19 protein-coding genes are annotated in these 18,459 nt (G+C 69.1%); 3 read left to right on the forward strand and 16 right to left on the reverse strand.

Annotated features, from left to right (window positions below):
• From ABSY19_RS21815 to ABSY19_RS21855, 9 genes are all read right to left on the reverse strand, one after another.
• Positions 1–2,166 carry a thiamine pyrophosphate-dependent enzyme gene (locus ABSY19_RS21815; protein ID WP_382155758.1) on the reverse strand — a complete coding sequence of 722 codons (2,166 nt, stop codon included), beginning with the start codon at positions 2,164–2,166 and terminating at the stop codon, positions 1–3.
• A gap of 18 nt (positions 2,167–2,184) precedes the next feature.
• On the reverse strand, positions 2,185–2,718 hold the full coding sequence (locus ABSY19_RS21820; RefSeq protein WP_382155761.1) for a 2,4'-dihydroxyacetophenone dioxygenase family protein: 534 nt from the start codon (positions 2,716–2,718) through the stop codon (positions 2,185–2,187).
• 32 nt (positions 2,719–2,750) lie between these two features.
• Entirely contained in the window at positions 2,751–3,521 is a 771-nt protein-coding gene (locus ABSY19_RS21825; RefSeq protein ID WP_382155763.1) for an SDR family NAD(P)-dependent oxidoreductase, read from the reverse strand.
• A gap of 32 nt (positions 3,522–3,553) precedes the next feature.
• Positions 3,554–4,543, reverse strand: coding sequence for an acetamidase/formamidase family protein (locus tag ABSY19_RS21830; protein ID WP_382155765.1), 990 nt, complete (start codon positions 4,541–4,543; stop codon positions 3,554–3,556).
• A complete protein-coding gene (locus tag ABSY19_RS21835; protein WP_382155767.1) occupies positions 4,540–5,271 on the reverse strand; it encodes an ABC transporter ATP-binding protein in 732 nt (243 codons plus the stop codon). Before ABSY19_RS21835 ends, ABSY19_RS21830 begins: the two co-directional genes overlap by 4 nt.
• On the reverse strand, positions 5,264–5,995 hold the full coding sequence (locus ABSY19_RS21840; RefSeq protein ID WP_382155770.1) for an ABC transporter ATP-binding protein: 732 nt from the start codon (positions 5,993–5,995) through the stop codon (positions 5,264–5,266). The genes ABSY19_RS21835 and ABSY19_RS21840 overlap by 8 nt, the downstream gene beginning before the upstream one ends.
• Positions 5,992–6,909: a branched-chain amino acid ABC transporter permease gene (locus ABSY19_RS21845; protein ID WP_382155772.1), complete on the reverse strand. Its 918-nt coding sequence runs from the start codon at positions 6,907–6,909 to the stop codon at positions 5,992–5,994. The genes ABSY19_RS21840 and ABSY19_RS21845 overlap by 4 nt, the downstream gene beginning before the upstream one ends.
• Positions 6,906–7,781 carry a branched-chain amino acid ABC transporter permease gene (locus tag ABSY19_RS21850; protein ID WP_382155775.1) on the reverse strand — a complete coding sequence of 292 codons (876 nt, stop codon included), beginning with the start codon at positions 7,779–7,781 and terminating at the stop codon, positions 6,906–6,908. The genes ABSY19_RS21845 and ABSY19_RS21850 overlap by 4 nt, the downstream gene beginning before the upstream one ends.
• Before the next feature lie 90 nt (positions 7,782–7,871).
• On the reverse strand, positions 7,872–9,086 hold the full coding sequence (locus ABSY19_RS21855) for an amino acid ABC transporter substrate-binding protein (RefSeq protein ID WP_382155778.1): 1,215 nt from the start codon (positions 9,084–9,086) through the stop codon (positions 7,872–7,874).
• A 94-nt stretch (positions 9,087–9,180) separates the two neighbouring features.
• On the opposite strand from ABSY19_RS21855, the gene ABSY19_RS21860 reads away from it, so the two are divergent.
• The gene (locus ABSY19_RS21860; protein WP_382155780.1) at positions 9,181–10,089 is read left to right on the forward strand and encodes a LysR family transcriptional regulator; all 909 of its coding nucleotides are present in this window, start codon (positions 9,181–9,183) and stop codon (positions 10,087–10,089) included.
• Between the two features lie 7 nt (positions 10,090–10,096).
• Here the strand turns inward: ABSY19_RS21860 and ABSY19_RS21865 are convergent, their stop codons facing one another.
• Both ABSY19_RS21865 and ABSY19_RS21870 read right to left on the reverse strand, forming a co-directional pair.
• Complete coding sequence (locus ABSY19_RS21865; protein ID WP_382155783.1) at positions 10,097–11,791, reverse strand: tetratricopeptide repeat protein; 1,695 nt, start codon at positions 11,789–11,791, stop codon at positions 10,097–10,099.
• A 124-nt stretch (positions 11,792–11,915) separates the two neighbouring features.
• Positions 11,916–12,191, reverse strand: coding sequence for a metal/formaldehyde-sensitive transcriptional repressor (locus ABSY19_RS21870; RefSeq protein WP_382155786.1), 276 nt, complete (start codon positions 12,189–12,191; stop codon positions 11,916–11,918).
• Between the two features lie 66 nt (positions 12,192–12,257).
• Here ABSY19_RS21870 and dmeF point away from each other — a divergent pair, with 66 nt between their 5' ends.
• A complete protein-coding gene (dmeF, locus tag ABSY19_RS21875; RefSeq protein WP_382155789.1) occupies positions 12,258–13,220 on the forward strand; it encodes a CDF family Co(II)/Ni(II) efflux transporter DmeF in 963 nt (320 codons plus the stop codon).
• An 18-nt stretch (positions 13,221–13,238) separates the two neighbouring features.
• Here dmeF and ABSY19_RS21880 read toward each other — a convergent pair whose 3' ends face one another.
• The 3 genes from ABSY19_RS21880 to ABSY19_RS21890 are packed head-to-tail and all read right to left on the reverse strand — an operon-like array spanning position 13,239 to position 15,625.
• The gene (locus tag ABSY19_RS21880; protein ID WP_382155792.1) at positions 13,239–14,072 is read right to left on the reverse strand and encodes an urease accessory protein UreD; all 834 of its coding nucleotides are present in this window, start codon (positions 14,070–14,072) and stop codon (positions 13,239–13,241) included.
• Positions 14,073–14,102: 30 nt separating this feature from the next.
• Complete coding sequence (locus tag ABSY19_RS21885; protein WP_382155795.1) at positions 14,103–14,594, reverse strand: nucleoside deaminase; 492 nt, start codon at positions 14,592–14,594, stop codon at positions 14,103–14,105.
• On the reverse strand, positions 14,591–15,625 hold the full coding sequence (locus ABSY19_RS21890) for an ABC transporter substrate-binding protein (RefSeq protein WP_382155797.1): 1,035 nt from the start codon (positions 15,623–15,625) through the stop codon (positions 14,591–14,593). The genes ABSY19_RS21885 and ABSY19_RS21890 overlap by 4 nt, the downstream gene beginning before the upstream one ends.
• 287 nt (positions 15,626–15,912) lie before the next feature.
• On the opposite strand from ABSY19_RS21890, the gene ABSY19_RS21895 reads away from it, so the two are divergent.
• The gene (locus tag ABSY19_RS21895) at positions 15,913–16,932 is read left to right on the forward strand and encodes a Rieske 2Fe-2S domain-containing protein (protein ID WP_382155800.1); all 1,020 of its coding nucleotides are present in this window, start codon (positions 15,913–15,915) and stop codon (positions 16,930–16,932) included.
• 282 nt (positions 16,933–17,214) lie between these two features.
• Here the strand turns inward: ABSY19_RS21895 and ABSY19_RS21900 are convergent, their stop codons facing one another.
• Both ABSY19_RS21900 and ABSY19_RS21905 read right to left on the reverse strand, forming a co-directional pair.
• Positions 17,215–17,691 (reverse strand): nucleoside deaminase, encoded by a 477-nt coding sequence (locus ABSY19_RS21900; RefSeq protein WP_382155803.1) that lies wholly within the window; start codon positions 17,689–17,691, stop codon positions 17,215–17,217.
• Positions 17,688–18,455: an ABC transporter permease gene (locus tag ABSY19_RS21905; RefSeq protein WP_291120841.1), complete on the reverse strand. Its 768-nt coding sequence runs from the start codon at positions 18,453–18,455 to the stop codon at positions 17,688–17,690. The genes ABSY19_RS21900 and ABSY19_RS21905 overlap by 4 nt, the downstream gene beginning before the upstream one ends.
• Positions 18,456–18,459 lie beyond the last annotated feature (4 nt).

Consider the following 18,459-nt stretch of genomic DNA (forward strand, 5'->3'; position numbering starts at 1 on the left):
TCAGGCCGGTTGGAGCAGACGCACGACGCTGCCGCGCAGGGAATGGATCAGGCGCTCGTGCCAGCGCGGGTTCTGGATCACCTCGGCGCGGTAGAAGGACGGGCACAGCGTGGCCGCGTGCGCGTTGGCGCCGCACAGGCCGCAGCCCACGCAGCCGTCGATGACGGTGGCCACCGGGTCCACCTTGAGCGGGTCGGGGTTGTCCTTGAGCGTGAGCGTGGGGCAGCCCGAGAGGCGGATGCAGGCGTGGTCGCCGTTGCACACGTCCTCGTCCACGCCGTACTTCACGCGCACCACGCGCCGGCCCTTCTTGAGCAGGCTGGCGATCCAGGGCTTGATGCGGCGCTGGCGCTCCAGCTGGCATTCGCCCTCGGCCACGATCACCTTCAGGCCCTGGAACTCGGTGGTGAAGGCCTCGGTGAGCGTGGCGCGCACCGTGTCCACCTCGTAGGTGTGCACCGTGCGCATCCATTGCACGCCCAGGCCCTTGAGCGTGGTCTCGATGGTCTGGTTGGTGTGGGCCAGGCTTTGCAGCTTGTCGGCGGCGGCTTCCTTGGCCTCGTCGCCGGGGGTCGAGATGATGTCCTGCGTGCCGGTGGCCGAGGTGTAGCCGTTCTTGAAGATCAGCAGCACCGCGTCGTCGCCGTTGAACAGGGCCGACTGCACGCCGGTGAGCAGGCCGTTGTGCCAGAAGCCGCCGTCACCCATGACGGAGAGCACGCGCCGCTTCATCACCGGCGACACGCCGGCGCGGCTGGCCAGGCTCATGCCGTAGCCCAGGATGGAATGGCCGAACGAGAAGGGCTCGAAGGTGGCCAGCGCGTGGCAGCCGATGTCGCCTGCGATGTGCACCGGCCCCACGTCCTGCTGCGCGAGCTTGAGGGCCGAGAACACCGGCCGCTCGGGGCAGCCCACGCACATGCCGGGCGGGCGCGCGGGCAGCGGCGCCTGCAGCTGCTGCGCGGCTTCCTGGCGGCGCGTCTGGTTGCCCTGCAGCCAGGCGCGCGCGGCGTCGGTCACGGCCTGGGTGGCCGGGTCCTGCAGGTAGCGCCCGATGAAGTGCGCCAGGCCGTTGGCCATGACTTCGGCGGTGTACTCGCCGGCGTTGGGCAGCATGTCCTTGCCGTGCAGCGGCGTCTGGATGTCGCCGCGCCGCAGCAGGGTGGCGAGCTCCTGTTCGATGTACTCGGGCTGGCCCTCTTCCAGCATCAGCACCGCGCGCTTGCCGACGCAGAAGTCGGTGAGCTGCTGCGGCACCAGCGGGCAGGTGACGTTGAGCACCAGCATGGGGATGGCGCTGCGCCCGAAGGCATCGGCCAGGCCGAACTGCTGCAGCGCGCGGATCAGGGTGTTGTACAGGCCGCCCTGCACGATCAGGCCCAGGTCCTGGTGCGCGCCGTCGAAGTGCTCGTTCAGGCCGTGCTCGACGATGTAGCGCCGCGCGGCCGGAATGCGCTCGTCGCTCTTGAGCTTCTCGTGGCGGAAGGTCACGGGCGGGTGGGCCAGGCGGTTGTAGTCGAAGCTCGCCGGCTCCTCGATCAGGTTGTGGCGCGAGAGCGCGGGCTTGACGTTGTCCTTGGCCGTGAAGCTGCCGCGCACGTGGCAGGCGCGGATGCGCAGCTCCATCAGCGCCGGCATGTTCGAGGCCTCGGACAGGCGGAAACCCTGCTCGACCATGTGCACCATGCGCTCCAGGTCGGGCCGCGGGTCCAGCAGCACCATGCTCGACTTGAGCGCGTAGGCGTGCGTGCGCTCCTGGATCACGCTGGCGCCTTCGCCGTAGTCCTCGCCCACCACCACCAGCACGCCGCCGGTGACGCCGGGCGAGGCCAGGTTGGACAGCGCGTCGGCCGCCACGTTGGTGCCCACGATGGACTTCCAGGTGACCGCGCCGCGCAGCGGGTAGTGGATGGACGCGCCCAGCATGGCCGCGGCCGAGGCCTCGTTGGAGCAGGCCTCCACGTGCACGCCGAGCTCGTCCATGTAGGGCTTGGCCTGCACCATCACGTCGAGCAGGTGCGAGACCGGCGCGCCCTGGTAGCCGCCCACGTAGGCCACGCCCGACTGCAGCAGCGCCTTGGTGATGGCGAGGATGCCTTCGCCGTGGAAGGTCTGGCCGTCCCCCAGGCGCAGCGATTCGATTTCCTGGCTGAATGAAACTTCCACGGTGCGGGCTCTCCAGGGTCAGCGGAACAGGGTGTCGACGAAGGCGGCACCGATGCCGACCTTCTCGTAATGGGCGCGGCACAGGGCGATGTACTGGTGCACGTCGAAGTAGCCGTTCGACTCGCCCTGATCGTCCAGCCAGATCAGCGGGCCTTCGACGATGAAGAACACCTTCATCGGGTCTTTGTGCTCGTAGGCCACCAGCGTGTGGCCCTCGCCCGGGGTCTCGTAGACGAAGTCGCCCGCGGTCGCGGTCCATTCGTGCTCAAGATAACCCCATTTGCCGGAAATCGTATAGGCGAAAACCTGATGCGGGTGGTAGTGGCGGTTGACCAGGCCGGCCTTCCTGGCCATCAGAATGTCGCACCACTTGTTCTGGCTCGGCGAGATCCACAGCGGGCGCGAGGACACGGTCTCGGTGAAGGGCACGTAGAGGCGCTCGTCCTCGGTCGGCGCGTTGGGGATGTAGACCTCGGGCAGGGCGTCGGGCTGGAAGACCTTCTCGATCGGCTTGAGGTCTTTCCAGAATTCATGGGTGGCGAGTTCGGGCATGGTGTGGGGTCCTTTCTTTTTTGCGGGATGGGTCAGATGTGCATGCCGCCGTCGGCCATGAACACGCCGCCGGTGGAAAAGCTGCTGCCGGCCGAGGCCAGGAACACCACCATGCGCGCGATTTCCTCGGGCTGGGCGTGGCGGTGCAGCGGGATGGCCTCGTTGAGCATCTGCGTGGCATCGCGCCCGACCACGTCGCTCAGGCGGCGCTCGATGTCGTTCTGGAAGCCGTTGGTCGTGGGGCCGGGCGCGATGGCGTTGACGCGGATGCCGCGCGGCGCCACTTCCTTGGCGGCCACGCGCATCAGGCCGATCAGCGCGTGCTTGGAGGTGGCGTAGGCGCTCACGCCGGGGTCGGCGGTGACGCCCATCACGCTGGAGGTGATCAGCACGCTGCCGCCGTCGCGCAGGAGGGGCAGGCCGTGCTTGAGCGCGAGGAAGGTGCCGCGCACGTTCACCGCCATCACGGTGTCGAACACGTCTTCGGGGTAGGCGGTGATGGGCACGATCTCGCCGTTGAGGCCGGCGTTGCAGAACAGGAAGTCGATGGCGCCCGCGCGCGCCACGGCCTGCGCCAGGTAGTCCTGCGTCTGGCGGCTGTCGCTCACGTCGGCGGCGCTGGTGCCCACGCGTTCGCCATGGCCTTCGGCCGCGAGTGCCTGGCGCGCGGCTTCGAGCAGGGCCGGGTCGCGGTCCACCAGGTGCACCGAGGCGCCGCGCGCGAGCAGCTGGCGGGCGGCGGCCAGGCCGATGCTGCCGGCACCGCCGGTGAGCACGCAATGTTGTCCTTCGAAGTCCGACACGGGGGTCCTTTCTGTCCGGGATTCGGGTTTCGTCATGGCGCGGGCCCCCACCAGGCCTCGGCCGTGGGGGCGACCAGCGATTTGGGGATGCAGCCGTGGATGCCCTTGACGCCGTCCACGAGCTGGGTGACCTCGAAGTCCACCACCAGGCTGGCCAGCGCGTAGGCCTCGCCCGTGTCCACGCCCGCGAAGGCCTGCAGCACCTCGACCGCGCGCCGCACCGCGTCGGCGGCGGCGGTGTCGAGGTCTTCGTTCAGGCCCATCACGATGTAGTGGCTGGGCGTCTCGGCCATGGGCCAGGCGAGCGCCCGGCGCTTGTGCAACACGAACTCCAGCCGGGTGGTCATGGAAGTTTCCAGCGCGGTGAGGTTGACCTCGCCGTTGCCCTGCACGCCGTGGCCGTCGCCGGTGAAGAAGAGCGCGCCCGGCACCTGCACCGGCAGGTACAGGCGCGCGCCGGGCACCAGGTGCTTGAGGTCGATGTTGCCGCCGAAGCGCCCGGGCGGGATCGACGACACGCGCGAGGTGGGCGCCACCGCCAGGATGCCCATGAAGGGCCGCAGCGGGATGTCCAGCCCCTCGCGGAAGCGGGCGGTGCGGCGCGCCATGTCGATCGGCAGCACCTGGGTGCGCGGCTCGGGCAGCAGATCGGGCAGGCTGCCGGCGCCGGGCCGCGTGAAGTTGACGCCGTAGTGCGGTGCGCGTGGCTCGACCTCGTGGATGCGCACCTCCAGCACGTCACCGGGTTCGGCGCCGTCGATGTGGATCGGGCCGGTGAGCACGTGCGGCCCGATGTCCTTGGGCACGGTCCTCACGATGTCGCAGATGTCCTGCGCGGCGTCGGTGAGCGCGAGCCCGTGGCGCTCGAAGAAGGCCTCGGGCGCATCGGGCGGCACGCACAGCGCGTTGACGGTGTCGATGTCCACCGTGGTGCCCGAGGCGATGCGCAGCACCGGCGGCACGTCGGGCGCGAGGAAGCCCCAGACCACGGTCTCGGGGCGCGAGCGCAGATGAGGGCTCATGCGGACACGCCTTCGGTGGCGACGCCGCCCAGGTAGGCGCGCTGCACGGCCGGGTCCTGCGCGAGGTCCTGCGCCGACCCCTGGCCGACGATGCGGCCGTTCTCCAGCAGGTAGCCCCGGTCGGCGATGCGCAGGCTGCGGCGCGCGTTCTGCTCCACCAGCAGCACGCTCACGCCCAGGGTGCGGATCTGCGCCAGCGCGCGGAACAGCTCGCCCGTCATGATGGGCGAGAGCCCGAGCGAGGGCTCGTCGAGCAGCAGCACGCGCGGCTGCGACATCAGCGCGCGGCCGATGGCCACCATCTGCTGTTCACCGCCGCTCATGGTCTGCGCCATCTGCCCCATGCGCTGCGCCAGCTTGGGGAAGATGGACAGCACCCGCTGCAGCTGCTCTTTCTCACCGGCGCGCGCGCGTTTCGCGTGGGCACCAAGCTGCAGGTTTTCGCGCACGCTCAGCTCGCCGAAGATGCCGCGGCCCTCGGGCACCAGGGCGATGCCGGCTTCCACCACGGCGTGGGCGGGCAGCGTGAGCAGGTCCTGGCCGTCGAGCGCGATGCGGCTGCCCGGCAGGGAGGGAATGAGGCGCGCGATGCACTTGAGCAGGGTGGACTTGCCGGCGCCGTTGGCGCCCAGCATCACCACCACCTCGCCCGCGCCGATGTGCAGGTCCACCCCTTGCAGCGCCACGTGGTGGCCGTAGCTCGCGCTGACCTGGCTGACTTCAAGCATCGTCGTCTCCCAGGTAGGCGCGCACCACGGCCGGCTCGGCCAGCGCGGCGGCCGGTGGACCGTCGGCGATGCGGCTGCCCGCGTTCATGATCACGCAGCGGTCGCACAGCGCGCGGATCGCCTCCATCACGTGTTCCACCATCAGCATGGTGATGCCTTCCTCGCGCAGCGAGCGCAACAGGGCGATGCCGTCCACCAGCTCGGACGGGTTCAGCCCGGACAGCCATTCGTCCAGCAGCAGCAGGCGAGGCCGCAGCGCGAGCGCGCGCGCCAGCTCCAGCCGCTTCTGGTTGATGTAGGTGAGTTCGCTGGCGGTGGTGTGGGCGAAGTCCGCCATGCCCACGCGCTCCAGCAGCTTCAGGGCCTGCGCGCGCGAGGCGCGCTGCGGCAGGTTCTGCGTGCCGAAGGCCAGGCCGGCCTGCACGTTCTCCACGCAGTCCATGGAGCCCAGCACGCGCACCAGCTGGAAGGTGCGGGCCACGCCGGCGCGCGCCACGCGGAAGGCCGGCAGCCCGGTCAGTGCCTGGCCTTGCAGGGCCACCGAGCCGGCCGTGGGCGGCAGCGCGCCCGAGATCAGGTTGATCACCGTGGTCTTGCCCGAGCCGTTGGGCCCGAGCAGGCCGACGATCTCGCCCTGGGCGACCGAGAAGTCCACGCCATTGACCGCGACCAGACCGCCGAAGCGCTTGACCAGGCCGTTCACCTGCAACAGGGGGGCGCTCATGGCTTGCCTCCCTGCAGGCGGTCCATCAGGCCCACGATGCCGCGCGGCGCCAGGTAGACGATGACGAGGAAGGTGCAGCCCAGCAGGATGCTGAAGTAGTTCGGGAAGTTGGCCGACAGGAATTCGAACAGCAGCACCAGCGGGATCACGCCCAGCACCGGGCCGTGCAGGCGCGCGGCCCCACCGAGCAGGGCCATGATCAGCACCTGGAACGAGACCACCGGGTTGAAGGCGATGGTCGGGTCGATGTAGGTCCAGCGCGGCGCCACGATGGCGCCGGCCAGGGCCATGAACATGGCGCTGATGCCGAACACCAGCAGCTTGGCGAAGGTGGTGTGCACGCCGCAGTGGCGCGCGACCATCTCGTCGTCGCCGATCATGCGCAGCGCCAGGCCCACGCGCGAGCGCTTCACCAGCCAGCCCGCGAGGTAGACCAGCGTGGCCAGGGCGGTGAGCTGCCAGACGATGTGCTTCTGCTCGATGTCCAGGAACAGGTAGCGCCCGACCGAGCCCGAGTGGTTGGCCTCGTACCAGGTCACGACCTGGCGGATCAGCTCGGCCAGGCCGAAGGTGAAGATCACGAAGTACACGCCGCGCAGCCGCAGCGTGGCCAGCCCCACCAGCAGCGCCACCGCCAGCGCGGCGAGCGCGGCCGTGGCCAGCACCGCCGGCCAGGGCCAGGCCTCGCCGAACACCGCGGCCACGTACACGCCCAGGCCGAAGAAGGCCACCGTGGCCAGCGAGACATAGCCCGTGGGCCCCGAGAACAGGGCCCAGGCCGTGGCCAGCACGGTGAAGATCAGCAGGTTGATCGCCATCGACATGGCGTAACCGCTGCCGAAGAAGGGCAGCAGCGCGCAGGCCGCCAGCCCCGCCACGCCGAGCGTGACGAACACGATGTCGCCGCGCTTCATGCCCCGGCCTTTCCGAACATGCCCGTGGGGCGGATGATGAGGACCAGCAGGAACAGGCCGAAGGTGACCGCGAGCGTGAGGCCGGGCGCTACGAAGGTGGCCACCAGGCTTTCGGTCAGGCCCAGCAGCAGGCCCGCCACCAGGCAGCCCATGAGGTTGCCCACGCCGCCCATGATCACGACGATGAGGGCTTTCATGGTGAAGACCACGCCCATGGACGCGTTGATGGTGAAGAACATGCTGACCAGCGTGCCGCTGGCGGCCACCAGGCCACCCCCCAGCGCGAACGCGAAGGCGGCGGCCTTGCGCACGTCGATCGCGACCAGCTGCGCCGAGGTGGGCGAGACCGCGACCGCGCGCAGCGCCGTGCCCCGGCGCGTGTGGTGCAGCACGAGGTAGAGGCCGATGCCGATCACCACCGCGAAGCCCAGGGCCAGCAGGCGGTTGGCCTTGAGCGGCGAGCCCAGCAGCGTGATCACCTGGCCCAGGTAGTCGTAGTTGTAGTAGTTGCCGCCGAAGATCACCAGCACGATGCCCTCGATGACGAACAGCAGGCCGAAGGTGGCCAGGATGCTGTCCACCTCCAGCGCTTCGCTGGTCTTGGCGCGCCGCACCAGCGGCGTGAGCAGCAGCTGGTAGAGCAGCCAGTTCAGGGCGAAGGCGGCGGGCGCGATCAGCAGCAGGCCCAGCAGTGGGCTCAGCGCGAAGGTGGTGAAGAGGGCGTAGGCGGCGAAGGCGGCGGCGATCAGCATCTGGCCGTAGGCCAGGTTCATGATGCGGGCCACCCCGTATTGCAGCGTGAGGCCCATCGCGATCAGGGCGTACACGCCGCCCAGTGTGAGCCCGTTGAGCAGGGCGTCGATCAATGCCATGGAGCGTTACCGTGGGAGAAAGAAAAAAGGCGAGCCGCCCGCCACGTCTGCGCGTGGTTCGGGCGGTGCCGTGCGGGCGGGTGTGACGCGTTACTGTTTCCAGGCCGGCTTGGGCAGCGCGACCGGCTTGACGCCAATGGCGTTGGCGGGCGAGACCGGCTGGAACTGGCCGTTCTGCCACTGGCCGACCGAGGAGGCCTCGCTCCAGATGCGGTTCTTCAGCGTGACCGGGCCGATCACGGTGTTGAAGCCGCCCTTGCCGATCTCGGCAGAGACGGCCTTGCGCTCGATGCTGTTGGCGCGCTCGATCGCCTGCTGCAGCACCTGCAGCGTGGCGTAGGTCACCGCGCTGCCGTTGTAGTCGGCTTCCTTCTTGAAGACTTCCAGGTGGCGGGCGCGGTAGGCCTTGGTCACCGGCAGTTCGGGGCTCACGCCGCCCAGGCCCAGCACGCCTTCGGCGTTGGCGCCGAAGCGGTCCTTGAAGACCGGGAACACGGTGCCGATGGCGGTGTAGAACAGCTTGGGGTTGAAGCCCACGGCGCGCGCCTGGTCGGTCAGCGCCAGCGTGTCGGGCGGGTAGCTGAAGGCCAGGAAGACCTCGGGGTCGCGGCGCTTGACTTCGTTCAGGATGGACTGCAGGTCCTGCGAGCCCAGCGGGTAGCTCTGGTCGTAGACGACGTTGAAGTTGCCCTTCTTCAGGCCGTCGCGCGCCGCCTTGGACAGTTCCACGCCGAACTGGTCGGCCACGTTGACGATGGCCACGTCGCCCTTGATCTTGCCCTCGCTGCGCAGCCGCGTGAGCAGGTCGATGACGCCGTTGGCGTAGTCGGTGGAGGTGAGCGTGAAGAAGAAGGTGTTGGGCCAGCGTTCGCGCAGCTGCGGAATGCGGTCCGTGATCATGGTGGTGGTCAGGTGCGGGTAGCCGTGGCGGTCCAGGATGGGCGCGACCGCGAGGTTCATCGCCGTGCCCCAGGGCGGCAGGATGAAGTCGACCTTGTCCTGGTTGACCAGGCGCTCGACGGCGCGCACGCCTTCTTCGGAGCTGCTGCGGTCGTCGTACTCCACGAACTTGACCGGCACGCGCTTGCCGTTGATGAGCATGCCACCCGACTTTTCCAGGTCCTGCTGCCACAGCTGGTAGTTCGGCAGCACGGTGGTGCTGGCGCCGCCCGCGTAGGGACCGGTCTTGGAAATGGCGTAACCGATGCGGATCTCGGTGGGGTCTGCCGCGTGGGCGGGCAGGGCGGCCAGGGCGCACAGGCCGGCGGCCGCGGCCAACCAGGTCAGGGTGGTCCTCTTGTTCATCTTGTCTCCGGTGGGTTTTGTTGTTGAGTCGCGGAGTTTCACGGTCTGTGACATATTCGGCAATAAGATCAAGGGGATATCGAATATCAATGCCATGCATATCAATGACATCGACCTGAACCTGCTGCGCCTGTTCGCGGCGATCTACCGCGCCGGCAGCGTGAGCCGCGCCGCCGAGCAGGTGGGCCTGACCCAGCCGGCCGCGAGCCACGGACTGGGCCGCCTGCGGCTGCTGCTGGAGGACGCGCTCTTCGTGCGCACGCCCGGCGGCGTGAAACCGACGCCGCGCGCCGAGCGCCTGGCGGGCGCGGTGCAGAACGCGCTGGCCATCGTCGAGCAGGCGATCAACGAGTCCACCGGCTTCGACCCGCAGCGTTCGCGCCGGCTGTTCCGCCTGCACATGAGCGACATCGGCGAGAACCGCTTCCTGCCCGAGCTCATGGTCAGCCTGCAACAGCTCGCGCCCGGCGTGCGCGTGGCCAGCCGCCCGGTGGCCCACGCGCAGCTGGCCGATGCGCTGGACACCGGGGTGATCGATTTCGCCTTCGGTTTCCTGCCGCTGGTGAAGGACACGCAGCGCACCGAGCTGCTGCGCGACCGCTATGTGGTGCTGATGCGCGCCGGCCATCCCATGCACGCGCCCTTGAAGCGCCTGAAAGGGGCGGCGCAGCTCAAGGCCTTGCAGAAGCTGGAGTTCGTGGGTGTGCGTTCGCACGGCGACACGCTGCGCATCCTAGAGCAGACCGGCCTGCAGGACCGCCTGCGCCTGACCACCGAGCACTTCATGGTGCTGCCCTCGATCGTGAGCGCGACCGACCTCTGCGTGGTGATGCCGGGCAACATCGCGCGCGGCTTTGTCGCCTCGGGTGGCTGCGTGATGGTGCAGCCGCCGTTCGTGGACTGCAACTTCACCGTCTCATTGCACTGGAGCCACCGCTTCGAGAGCGACCCGGACAACCGCTGGTTCCGCGAACAGGTGGTGCGCCTGTTCTGCGAGCTCTGAGGCGCGCTCAGGCGGCGGGCTGGGCGGTGGTGCCGGTCAGGCTTTCGGGGCTGGGCGGCTTGTAGCCGGCCGACAGCGAGACGCCGCCCGGCGGGGTCTGGCCGCTGCTGGTGTGCTCGCCCAGGCGGGTGATGGGCGCGGTGGTGCGGTAGAGCGCGCGCAGCGCCTCCACGCGTTCCTGCAGCGCCGGGTAGCTGTCCATGCGCTCGCTGTGGCGCTGCAGCACCTGGTGCGCGGACTCGATCAGCTTGGCGTTGCCGGTGCGTTCACCGGCTTCGAGCAGCTGTTGCACCGTGCCCTGCGGGTCGCCCTTGAGGCTCAGGGCCATGGCGTCCTGCGAGATGCGCAGCACCTGGCCGTGGGCGGCGCGGATGCGCTCGGCATGCCCCGCATCGCTGCCGGCCGCGCAGGCCAGCAGCTCGGTCATGGCGCGGCTGGTGCCGAAACGCAGCGCGAGCCGGTCCACCGCGCCTTCGGCGTCCTGCATGGGCAGGGAGCGCATCGCGAGCCGGCCCATCAGGGCGAGCAGGTTGCAGGCAGATTCGAAATCGAAATCGGGCGTGAGCACGCTGTCGGTCAGGCGGCGCACGTCGTCGACGGCGCGCGTGGTGTTCTGCTGCTGCAGCGCGAGCAGGCTCTCGGCCATGGCCAGCAGGCGGTGTGGCCGCGCGGGTGCGTGGCTGCGGTCGCGCAGCCGGGTGAGCTGGTCCACCGTGCGCTGCAGGCCGCGCGCGTCGTTGTTGTCGAGCCGGGCGAAGGCCAGCAGCAGCAAGGCCTGCGCGTCGTACATCTTGGAGTCCAGGCCCAGGCGCGTGGCGCGGTCGAGCAGCTCCACGCCTTCGCTGCGCTCGCCGGTGTAGTAGGCCAGCATGCCGTGCTTGAGCAGGCGGCTGATGGACGAAGGCGTGAGGCGCGTGGCCATCTCGTAGGTGGTGAGCGCGCTCTGGAAGTTGCCCAGTTCGAACTGCGCGCGGCCCATCACGTCGTAGGCGTCCGCGTAGGCGTCATCGTCGCGGATCAGGCTCTCCAGCGTGGTCACGGCCTTGGCCGGCTGGCCGTTTTCCAGCTGGGCCCGCGCCACGCCCAGGCGGGCCCAGGGCAGGGTCTTGGCCTCGATCACGGCCTGGTACAGGGTCTGGGCCTCGTCCACGCGGCCGCCGCGCAGCATCAGCTCGGCACCGATGCGCGCGGCGTACAGCCAGTAGGACTGGCGCGCTTCGAACCGGGTCTGGCACAGGTTGGCGGCGCGCTCGAAGTCCTGCGCGTCGATGGCGCTGAAGATGTCCTGCAGCGACTGCTTGCGCACGCGCGCCTGCACGATGCGGTGGGCCAGGCGCGAGGCGGTGTGGGGTTTGAGCAGGTAGGCGTCCAGCGCCGACTCGGCGGCCTCGGCCACGCTGGCGTAGGAGGCCTCGGCCGTGAGCATCACGAACACGGTGTGGAAGGGCAGCAGCTGGTTGCGCCGCAGGTCGTCCAGCAGGTCCTGTCCGGAGCCGGACTCGCGCTCGAAACGCTGTTCGCAGATGACCACGTCGAAGCTCGCCATCTCCAGCTTGCGGCGCCCGTCGGCCAGGCGCGAGCACTGCACGACCGTGCCCACGCCCAGGTCGCGCAGCTGGGCGACGAGGATGGAGCGCGATTGCAGGTTGCCCTCGATCACGAGCGCATGGGCGTCGTGGAGCTGGTTGGGTGCGGAAGGCATGAGCGGACGCAAAGGGGGCAATGTCAGGATTCTGCCCAGCGCCACGCACCATGAGGGGGAGAAGAGGGTGGCGATTCCGGTGCTTTTCGGGCAGCGGACGAACGGTCGTCGCCCGGGCCGGGGGTCAGCGCAGGTAGGAGCGCAGGGCCGCCACCACCGCCGCCAGGTCCTCGTCGCGCTGGGCCGGCTCGACCGCGTCGGGGCCCAGGTGCTCTCGGATGTGGCCTTCCAGCACCTCGGCCATCAGGCCGTTCACGGCGCCGCGCACGGCCGCGATCTGCTGCAGCACCGCGGTGCACTCGGCCTCGCCCGAGAGCGCCCGCTCCAGGGCCTCGGCCTGGCCCTTGATGCGCCGCACGCGCGCCAGCAGCTTCTTTTTCCCGGTGATCGTGTGGGCCATCGAGGGGGTGTTTCCTGCAGATGAATATACTGGGGTGGAGTATATTGAATTCGACAGGATACCGACATGAACCACTCGCACGCCCTGCCGGGCTGGCGGCATTCGCACGTTTTTGGTGAAGGCAACCCGCTGGCCGAACGCAACACGAAATGGGCGGTGCTGCTCACCGCCGCGATGATGGTGGCGGAGATCGCGGGCGGCTGGATCTACAACTCCATGGCCTTGCTGGCCGACGGCTGGCACATGAGTTCGCACGCCCTGGCGCTGGGCCTTTCGGCGGCGGCCTATGTGGCGGCGCGGCGGCTTTCGGGCGACGGTCGCTTCGCGTTCGGCACCTGGAAGATCGAGATCCTGGGCAGCTACAGCAGCGCCATCCTGCTGGTGCTGGTGGCGCTGTTCATGCTCTACCACTCGGTGGAGCGCCTGCTGGCGCCGACGGCGATCCACTATGACCAAGCGATCGCCATCGCGGTGGTGGGCCTGCTGGTCAACCTCGCCTGCGCCTGGCTGTTGCGCGGCGGCCATGGGCATGACCACGGTCGCGACCATGGCCACGGTCATCACCACCACCACCACGGTGACCACGCCGCACCGAAGGACCTGAACCTGCGCGCGGCCTACCTGCATGTGGTGGCAGACGCGGCCACGTCGGCACTGGCCATCGTGGCGCTGTTCGGCGGCAAGCTCTGGGGCGCGGCCTGGCTCGACCCGGTGATGGGCATCGTCGGCGCCGGGCTGGTGGCGGCCTGGGCCGTCGGCCTGCTGCGCGATGCGGGGCGGGTGCTGCTGGACGCTGAAATGGACACGCCGGTGGTGCAGGAGATCCGCGCCGCCATCGCGGCCGGCCCGGTGCGGGCCGAGCTGTGCGACCTGCATGTGTGGCGCGTCGGGGCGGACCAGTACGCGTGCATCGTGTCGCTGGCGACGGCCGAAGCCGCCGGCCCGGACGATTTCAAGCGCCTGCTGCGGGTGCACGAGGAACTGGTGCACATCTCGGTCGAGGTGAACCGGGTACCGGCCGCCGCCTGACGCCGGGGCGGCGCGGGGTCAGACCCGCCAGATGCGCGGCGGCACCGCCGACAGGCCCCAGGCCTCGGTGCGCAGCCCGCCCCAGACGCGCTGGAACAGCGCCATCAAGGGCTCCACCAGCGGCGCCACCGCGCGCAGCACCAGCATCTGCGGGTTGGGGCAGGTGGCACCGGCCTGCACGCCCTGGAGGTCGCCGTCCAGGTGCGCGCGCACGGCTTCCAGCAGGTGCTCGCGCCGCTCGCGCGCGAGCGGGCTGCCGCAGGCCAGCCACAGCGTGCCCAGGCAGCGCTGGCCGGCCAGGCCCAGGGGCGATTCGAGCAGGCGGGTGTCGGCCGCGTCGATGTGCGAACGCTCCAGCCACAGGCCCGGGATCTCCAGGTGCTGGGTGAGGCTGCCGCGATCGAAGGGCTGGCCGGCGGTGGGCAGGCCGAGCGCGCACACGTCCCAGCCGATCAGCTCGGCGCCTTCGGCGAGCGTGGCGCGCAGGCTGTTGTGCGCCAGGCAGGCCGGGTAGGCGATGGCTTCGAGCGGCAGCCATTCGAGCCGCGCGCCGGCCTCCAGCACGAGCGCGACCTGCTGCGTGGCGGCCGGGCCGTCCGAACGGTAGAAGCGCGTGGCGCCCGGTGTGGAGAGCAGGCCGTGCGCCTGGGCGCCCGCGTGCACGCGCAGGTCCAGCACGTCGCCGCCCACCAGCCCGCCGGGCGGGTGCACCACCACGTTGTGGCAGATGCCCTCGCCTTCGGGGTACAGGCTCTTGAGGATGCGCAGCGGCCCGGTGTGGGCGTGCTGCAGCACGGTGCGCTGGGCGTCGTCGCGGCGGTAGTTCAGGTCGAGTTGGGCGTGCCAGGGCATGCGGGGAGTTTACGGGGCGCTCCGGTGCGCTCAGGTTTTCCAGAAGCCCTGGTGCGGTTCGCTCGCCTCGTCCAGCAGCGCGGGGCCGATGCACTCGATGCGGTGCGGCGAGGCCGCGAACACGTCACGGCACGACAGCTCGGCGTCGCGCTGCTCGGCGCGTTCGCCGCGGAACACGCGCAGGCTCACGGCGTCGATGCCGAACACCACGCGCCCGATGTTGCTCCAGAAGATCGCGCCCGCGCACATCACGCAGGGTTCGGCCGAGGAGTAGAGCGTGGCGCGCGCGAGTGTTTCGCGGTCCACCACCGGGCTGAGCTGGCGCACCGCGTTGGTCTCGGCGTGGCCGGTGCAGTCGCCGGTCTCGCCGGTGTTGCACCAGGCCTCGGCGAGCACGCGGCCGTCGTCGGCGATCACCACCGCCCCGAAGGGGCGGTTGCCCCGCTCGCGCGCCACGCGCGACCAGCCGATGGCCTGGCGCAGGTAGGCGCCGTCGCGCTCGTTCAGGGTGGCCGTCGTCATGCCTTGAGCACCCGGTCGCCGGCGGCCGGCAGCATGGCGCGGTTGAACACGCCTTCCACGCTCGGGCGGGTCTTGAGGCCGAACACGTCGACGACCTCGTCCACCTGTTGTTCCAGCGTGCGCTTGAAGACATCGCCCAGGCCGTGGCTGCGCGTGTCGGCCGCGGCGATGTAGCGCTGCGTGATGCGCCAGCGCTCGAGTTCGACGGCTTCGTTGAGGATGGGCTCGCGCAGCTTGGTGGCGGCGATCGCGGCGACCGGATCGGCCATGCTCTCCTGGATGGCGCGGTTGGTGGCGCGCAGGAAGCCGGCCACGGCGGCGGGGTTCTGCGTGATCATGGCGTTGCTCGCGAGGATGGCGTTGCCGTAGAGGTTCACGCCGGCGCTGGTGTATTCGAGGATGGAGAGTTCGTCGAGCTTCATGCGCGCGAACAGCGAGACCGCGGAGTCGTGGAAGTAGGTGGCACCGTCCACGTCGCCGCGAACGACGACGTTGTCGCGCGAGGCGAAGTCGGTGGTGGACCACTGGAAGAGGTCGTTCTTCACGCGCAGCTTGCGCGCCACCATGGGCCAGGCGCGGCGGGTGGACTCGACGGCGGCGGCCGCGATCTTCTTGCCTTCGAGGCTGCGGAAGTCGGTGGTGATGCCCCGGTCCTTGCGGCCGATGATCGCGAACGGTGCGCGGTTGTAGTACTGGTACACGGCCTGCACCAAAGGCGTGCCGCTCTGGGTCGCCTGGAATTCGATCAGCGAGCTGATGTCGCCCAGGCCCATCTGGTAGACGCCACTGGCGATGCGCGTGATGGAGGCGACCGAGCCGGAGCCCACGTCGATGCTCACGTCCAGGCCTTCGTCCTTGTAGTAGCCCTTGCTTTGGGCGAGGAAGAAGGGCGAGGTCTGGCCGGTGATGCGGAAGTCCAGCGTGAACTTGATAGGGGTGTGTCTTGGGGCGGCCTGGCCCCAGACGGTGGGTGCGGCGAGGGCCGAGACGGCGGCGGCGGACGAAGAGGCGAGGAAGTGACGGCGTTGCATGGCAAGGCTCCGGACGGTGGGCTTGTTCCACTCCCGCAGGCCATGTGAGTGGCCACGGGAGACGTACAAGAGCAATTTCCGGGCGGGCGGTGTTGGTGCACACCCGCTGAACGCTTCTACTCTGCGAGGTGCCGGTATGCACGAGGCATGCCAACCCAATGTGGCCTGCCTTTTGCTAGCATGCAGGGCCAGAGTAGAAGCGTTCAACCCCGTGCGTTGCGTTGCGGGGCGGGAAATTGCTCTTGAGACCCCACCCTCAAGCCATTTCTTTCAGGAGCGCCTTCACCATGCTGGTCACCCAACAACCCGTCTTCCGCCGTTACTGGCACGCCGTCATGCCGCTGACGATGCTGGCCGACGGCCCCAAGCCCTTTACCCTGCTGGGCGAACACATCGTTCTGTTTCTCGACGAACACGGCGAGCCGGCCGCGCTCAAGGACCGTTGCTGCCACCGCACCGCGAAGCTGAGCAAGGGCTGGTGCAAGAACGGCAACCTCCAGTGCGGTTACCACGGCTGGGTCTACAACCGGCACGGCCGCGTGATCCAGATTCCGCAGTACCCGCCGGAGCGCGAGATTCCCAAGGACTACGGCACGACGGCCTACCACTGCACGGCGCGCCATGGCTATGCGTGGGTGGCGCTGGAGGATCCGGTGGCGGAGATTCCCGCGATTCCGGAGTTCGAGGCGGAGGGCTGGCGCACGATCTTCCAGTTCTACGAGACCTGGCACACGAGCCCGGTGCGCGCGCTGGAGAATTCGTTCGACAACTCGCACTTCAGTTTCGTGCACCGCGCGACTTTCGGTGTGGCGGCGTCGCCGGCGCCGAGCAAGTACGAGCTGGTGGAGAACGAGGCCGGGTTTTATGCCGAGACGGTGATCGACGCGGTGAACCCGGAGAAATTCCAGCGCATCAGCGGGGTGAAGGAGGCGATCACGCAGCGGCACATGCGCAACGCCTACTACCAGCCGTTTTCGCGGCGGCTGGACATCGAGTACCCGAGCGGGGTGCGCCACGTGATCATCAATGCGTTCACGCCGATCGACGATGGGCGCATGCAGTTGTGCCAATGGCTGTTCCGCAACGACACGGAGGCGGATTGTCCGGCGCAGATGCTGATCGATTTCGACGATGAGATCACGCGGGAGGACAAGGACATTCTCGAGTCCACCGACCCGGATGCGGTGGTGGATCTGCGGCGGCGTGGGGTGGAGTTTTCGATGGACTCCGATCGGCCCGGGATTCTGATTCGCCGGCGGTTGATGGCCCTGCTTTCCTCTGCTGGGGAGGTGGAGGTGCATCGGTAGTCTTTCTCGTTGCTGCCTCGCGGGCCTCGTGAGCGGGCGGCGCTCTGCTCCGCGGGTGTCCCCCGGCGGCTGGTGCCGCCTCCTCCTTTACCCCGCTGCGCAGAACGCCGCCCGCTCACGAGGCCGACGTGACGTTGGCGCGAAAACAGACCGAACGCCCTTAGGTCATCGGCGAGGGGGAATGGCGCAGCGGAGTAAAGGAGGAGGGCGGCGCAGCCGCCCGGGGGACATCCGCGGAGCCATTCCCCCCTCGCCGATGGCCGCCGTCGGCCGGAGAAAAACTCAGCGAGACGCCCAGAACCCCAGATGGGGCTCCAGCATCTCGGCCTCCAGCGAAGGCACGGGCCCGATGACCTCGACGACCTTCTGCCCCCGCGCGAGAACCTCCCGGCAGGGCAGCGACAACGTAGGGTTCTCCTCGTGGCTGCCCGTCAACGCCAGCAAGGCCTCCTCGCTCGCGCCATAGACCACGCGCCCGATGTTGGCCCAATACAGCGTGCCCGTGCACATGGCACAAGGCTCGAACGTCGTCACCAGCGTGCAGCGCGCCAGGTACTCGCCGGGATAGTTGTCGGCCGCCACGCGGGCCAGCGTCGACTCCGCGTGGTTCACGGTGTCGATGTTGCCCTGCTCGGCCAACACCGTCTCCCCATCCGGCGCCACCAGCAAGGCCCCGAACGGATGCCGGCCCATGCCCGCCGCACGCCGCGCCACCCCGTTGGCGCGGCGCAGGTGCTTCGCCACCTGCTCCGGACTCATGCGCTCTGCGAGCCGCGGTGCGCCCAACCCGTGGTGTGCTTCTCGATGAAACTGAACAGCTCGTACATGGCCATCGCCATCACACCCACCACCAGCAGACCGCTGAAGGCCAGACCCATCTGCATCGACGAACCCGCCGAGATCAGCAGATAACCAATGCCCTCGTTCGACGCCGTCATCTCCGACACCGTCGTGCCCACGAAGGCCAGCGTGATCGCCACCTTCAGCGAACCGAAGAAATACGGCATCGAGCGCGGCAGGCCGACCTTGGTCAACACGTCCCAGCGCTTGGCGCCCAGCACGCGCAACACGTCTTCCAGCTCAGGCTCCAGCGTGGCCAGGCCGGTGGCGATGTTCACCATGATGGGGAAGAACGAGATCAGGAAGGCCGTGAGAATCGCCGGGCCCACGCCGATGCCGAACCACACCACCAGGATCGGCACGAAGGCCGCCTTGGGCAGGGCGTTGAACGCCGTCATCAGCGGATAGACCGCCGCATACGCCAGGCGCGAGCTGCCGATGAGGAAGCCCAGCAGCACGCCGACCACGATGGCGATGCCGAAACCGGCCATGGTCACCCAGTAGGTGCGCCAGGCGTGGCCCAGGATGGTGACCTTGTGCTCCAGCGTCTGTTCCCAGATGCGCGAAGGGCTCGGGAAGATGAATTCCGAGACGCCGAAACCCCGGGTGATGATTTCCCAGAGGATGACGATGGCCAGCAGCAGCAGGAACGGCGACCATCGTTCCAGGTGTTTTTGTTGCATGTTC

Origin of the sequence: Hydrogenophaga sp. ANAO-22, from assembly GCF_042466645.1 — a bacterium.
GTDB lineage: Bacteria > Pseudomonadota > Gammaproteobacteria > Burkholderiales > Burkholderiaceae_C > Hydrogenophaga.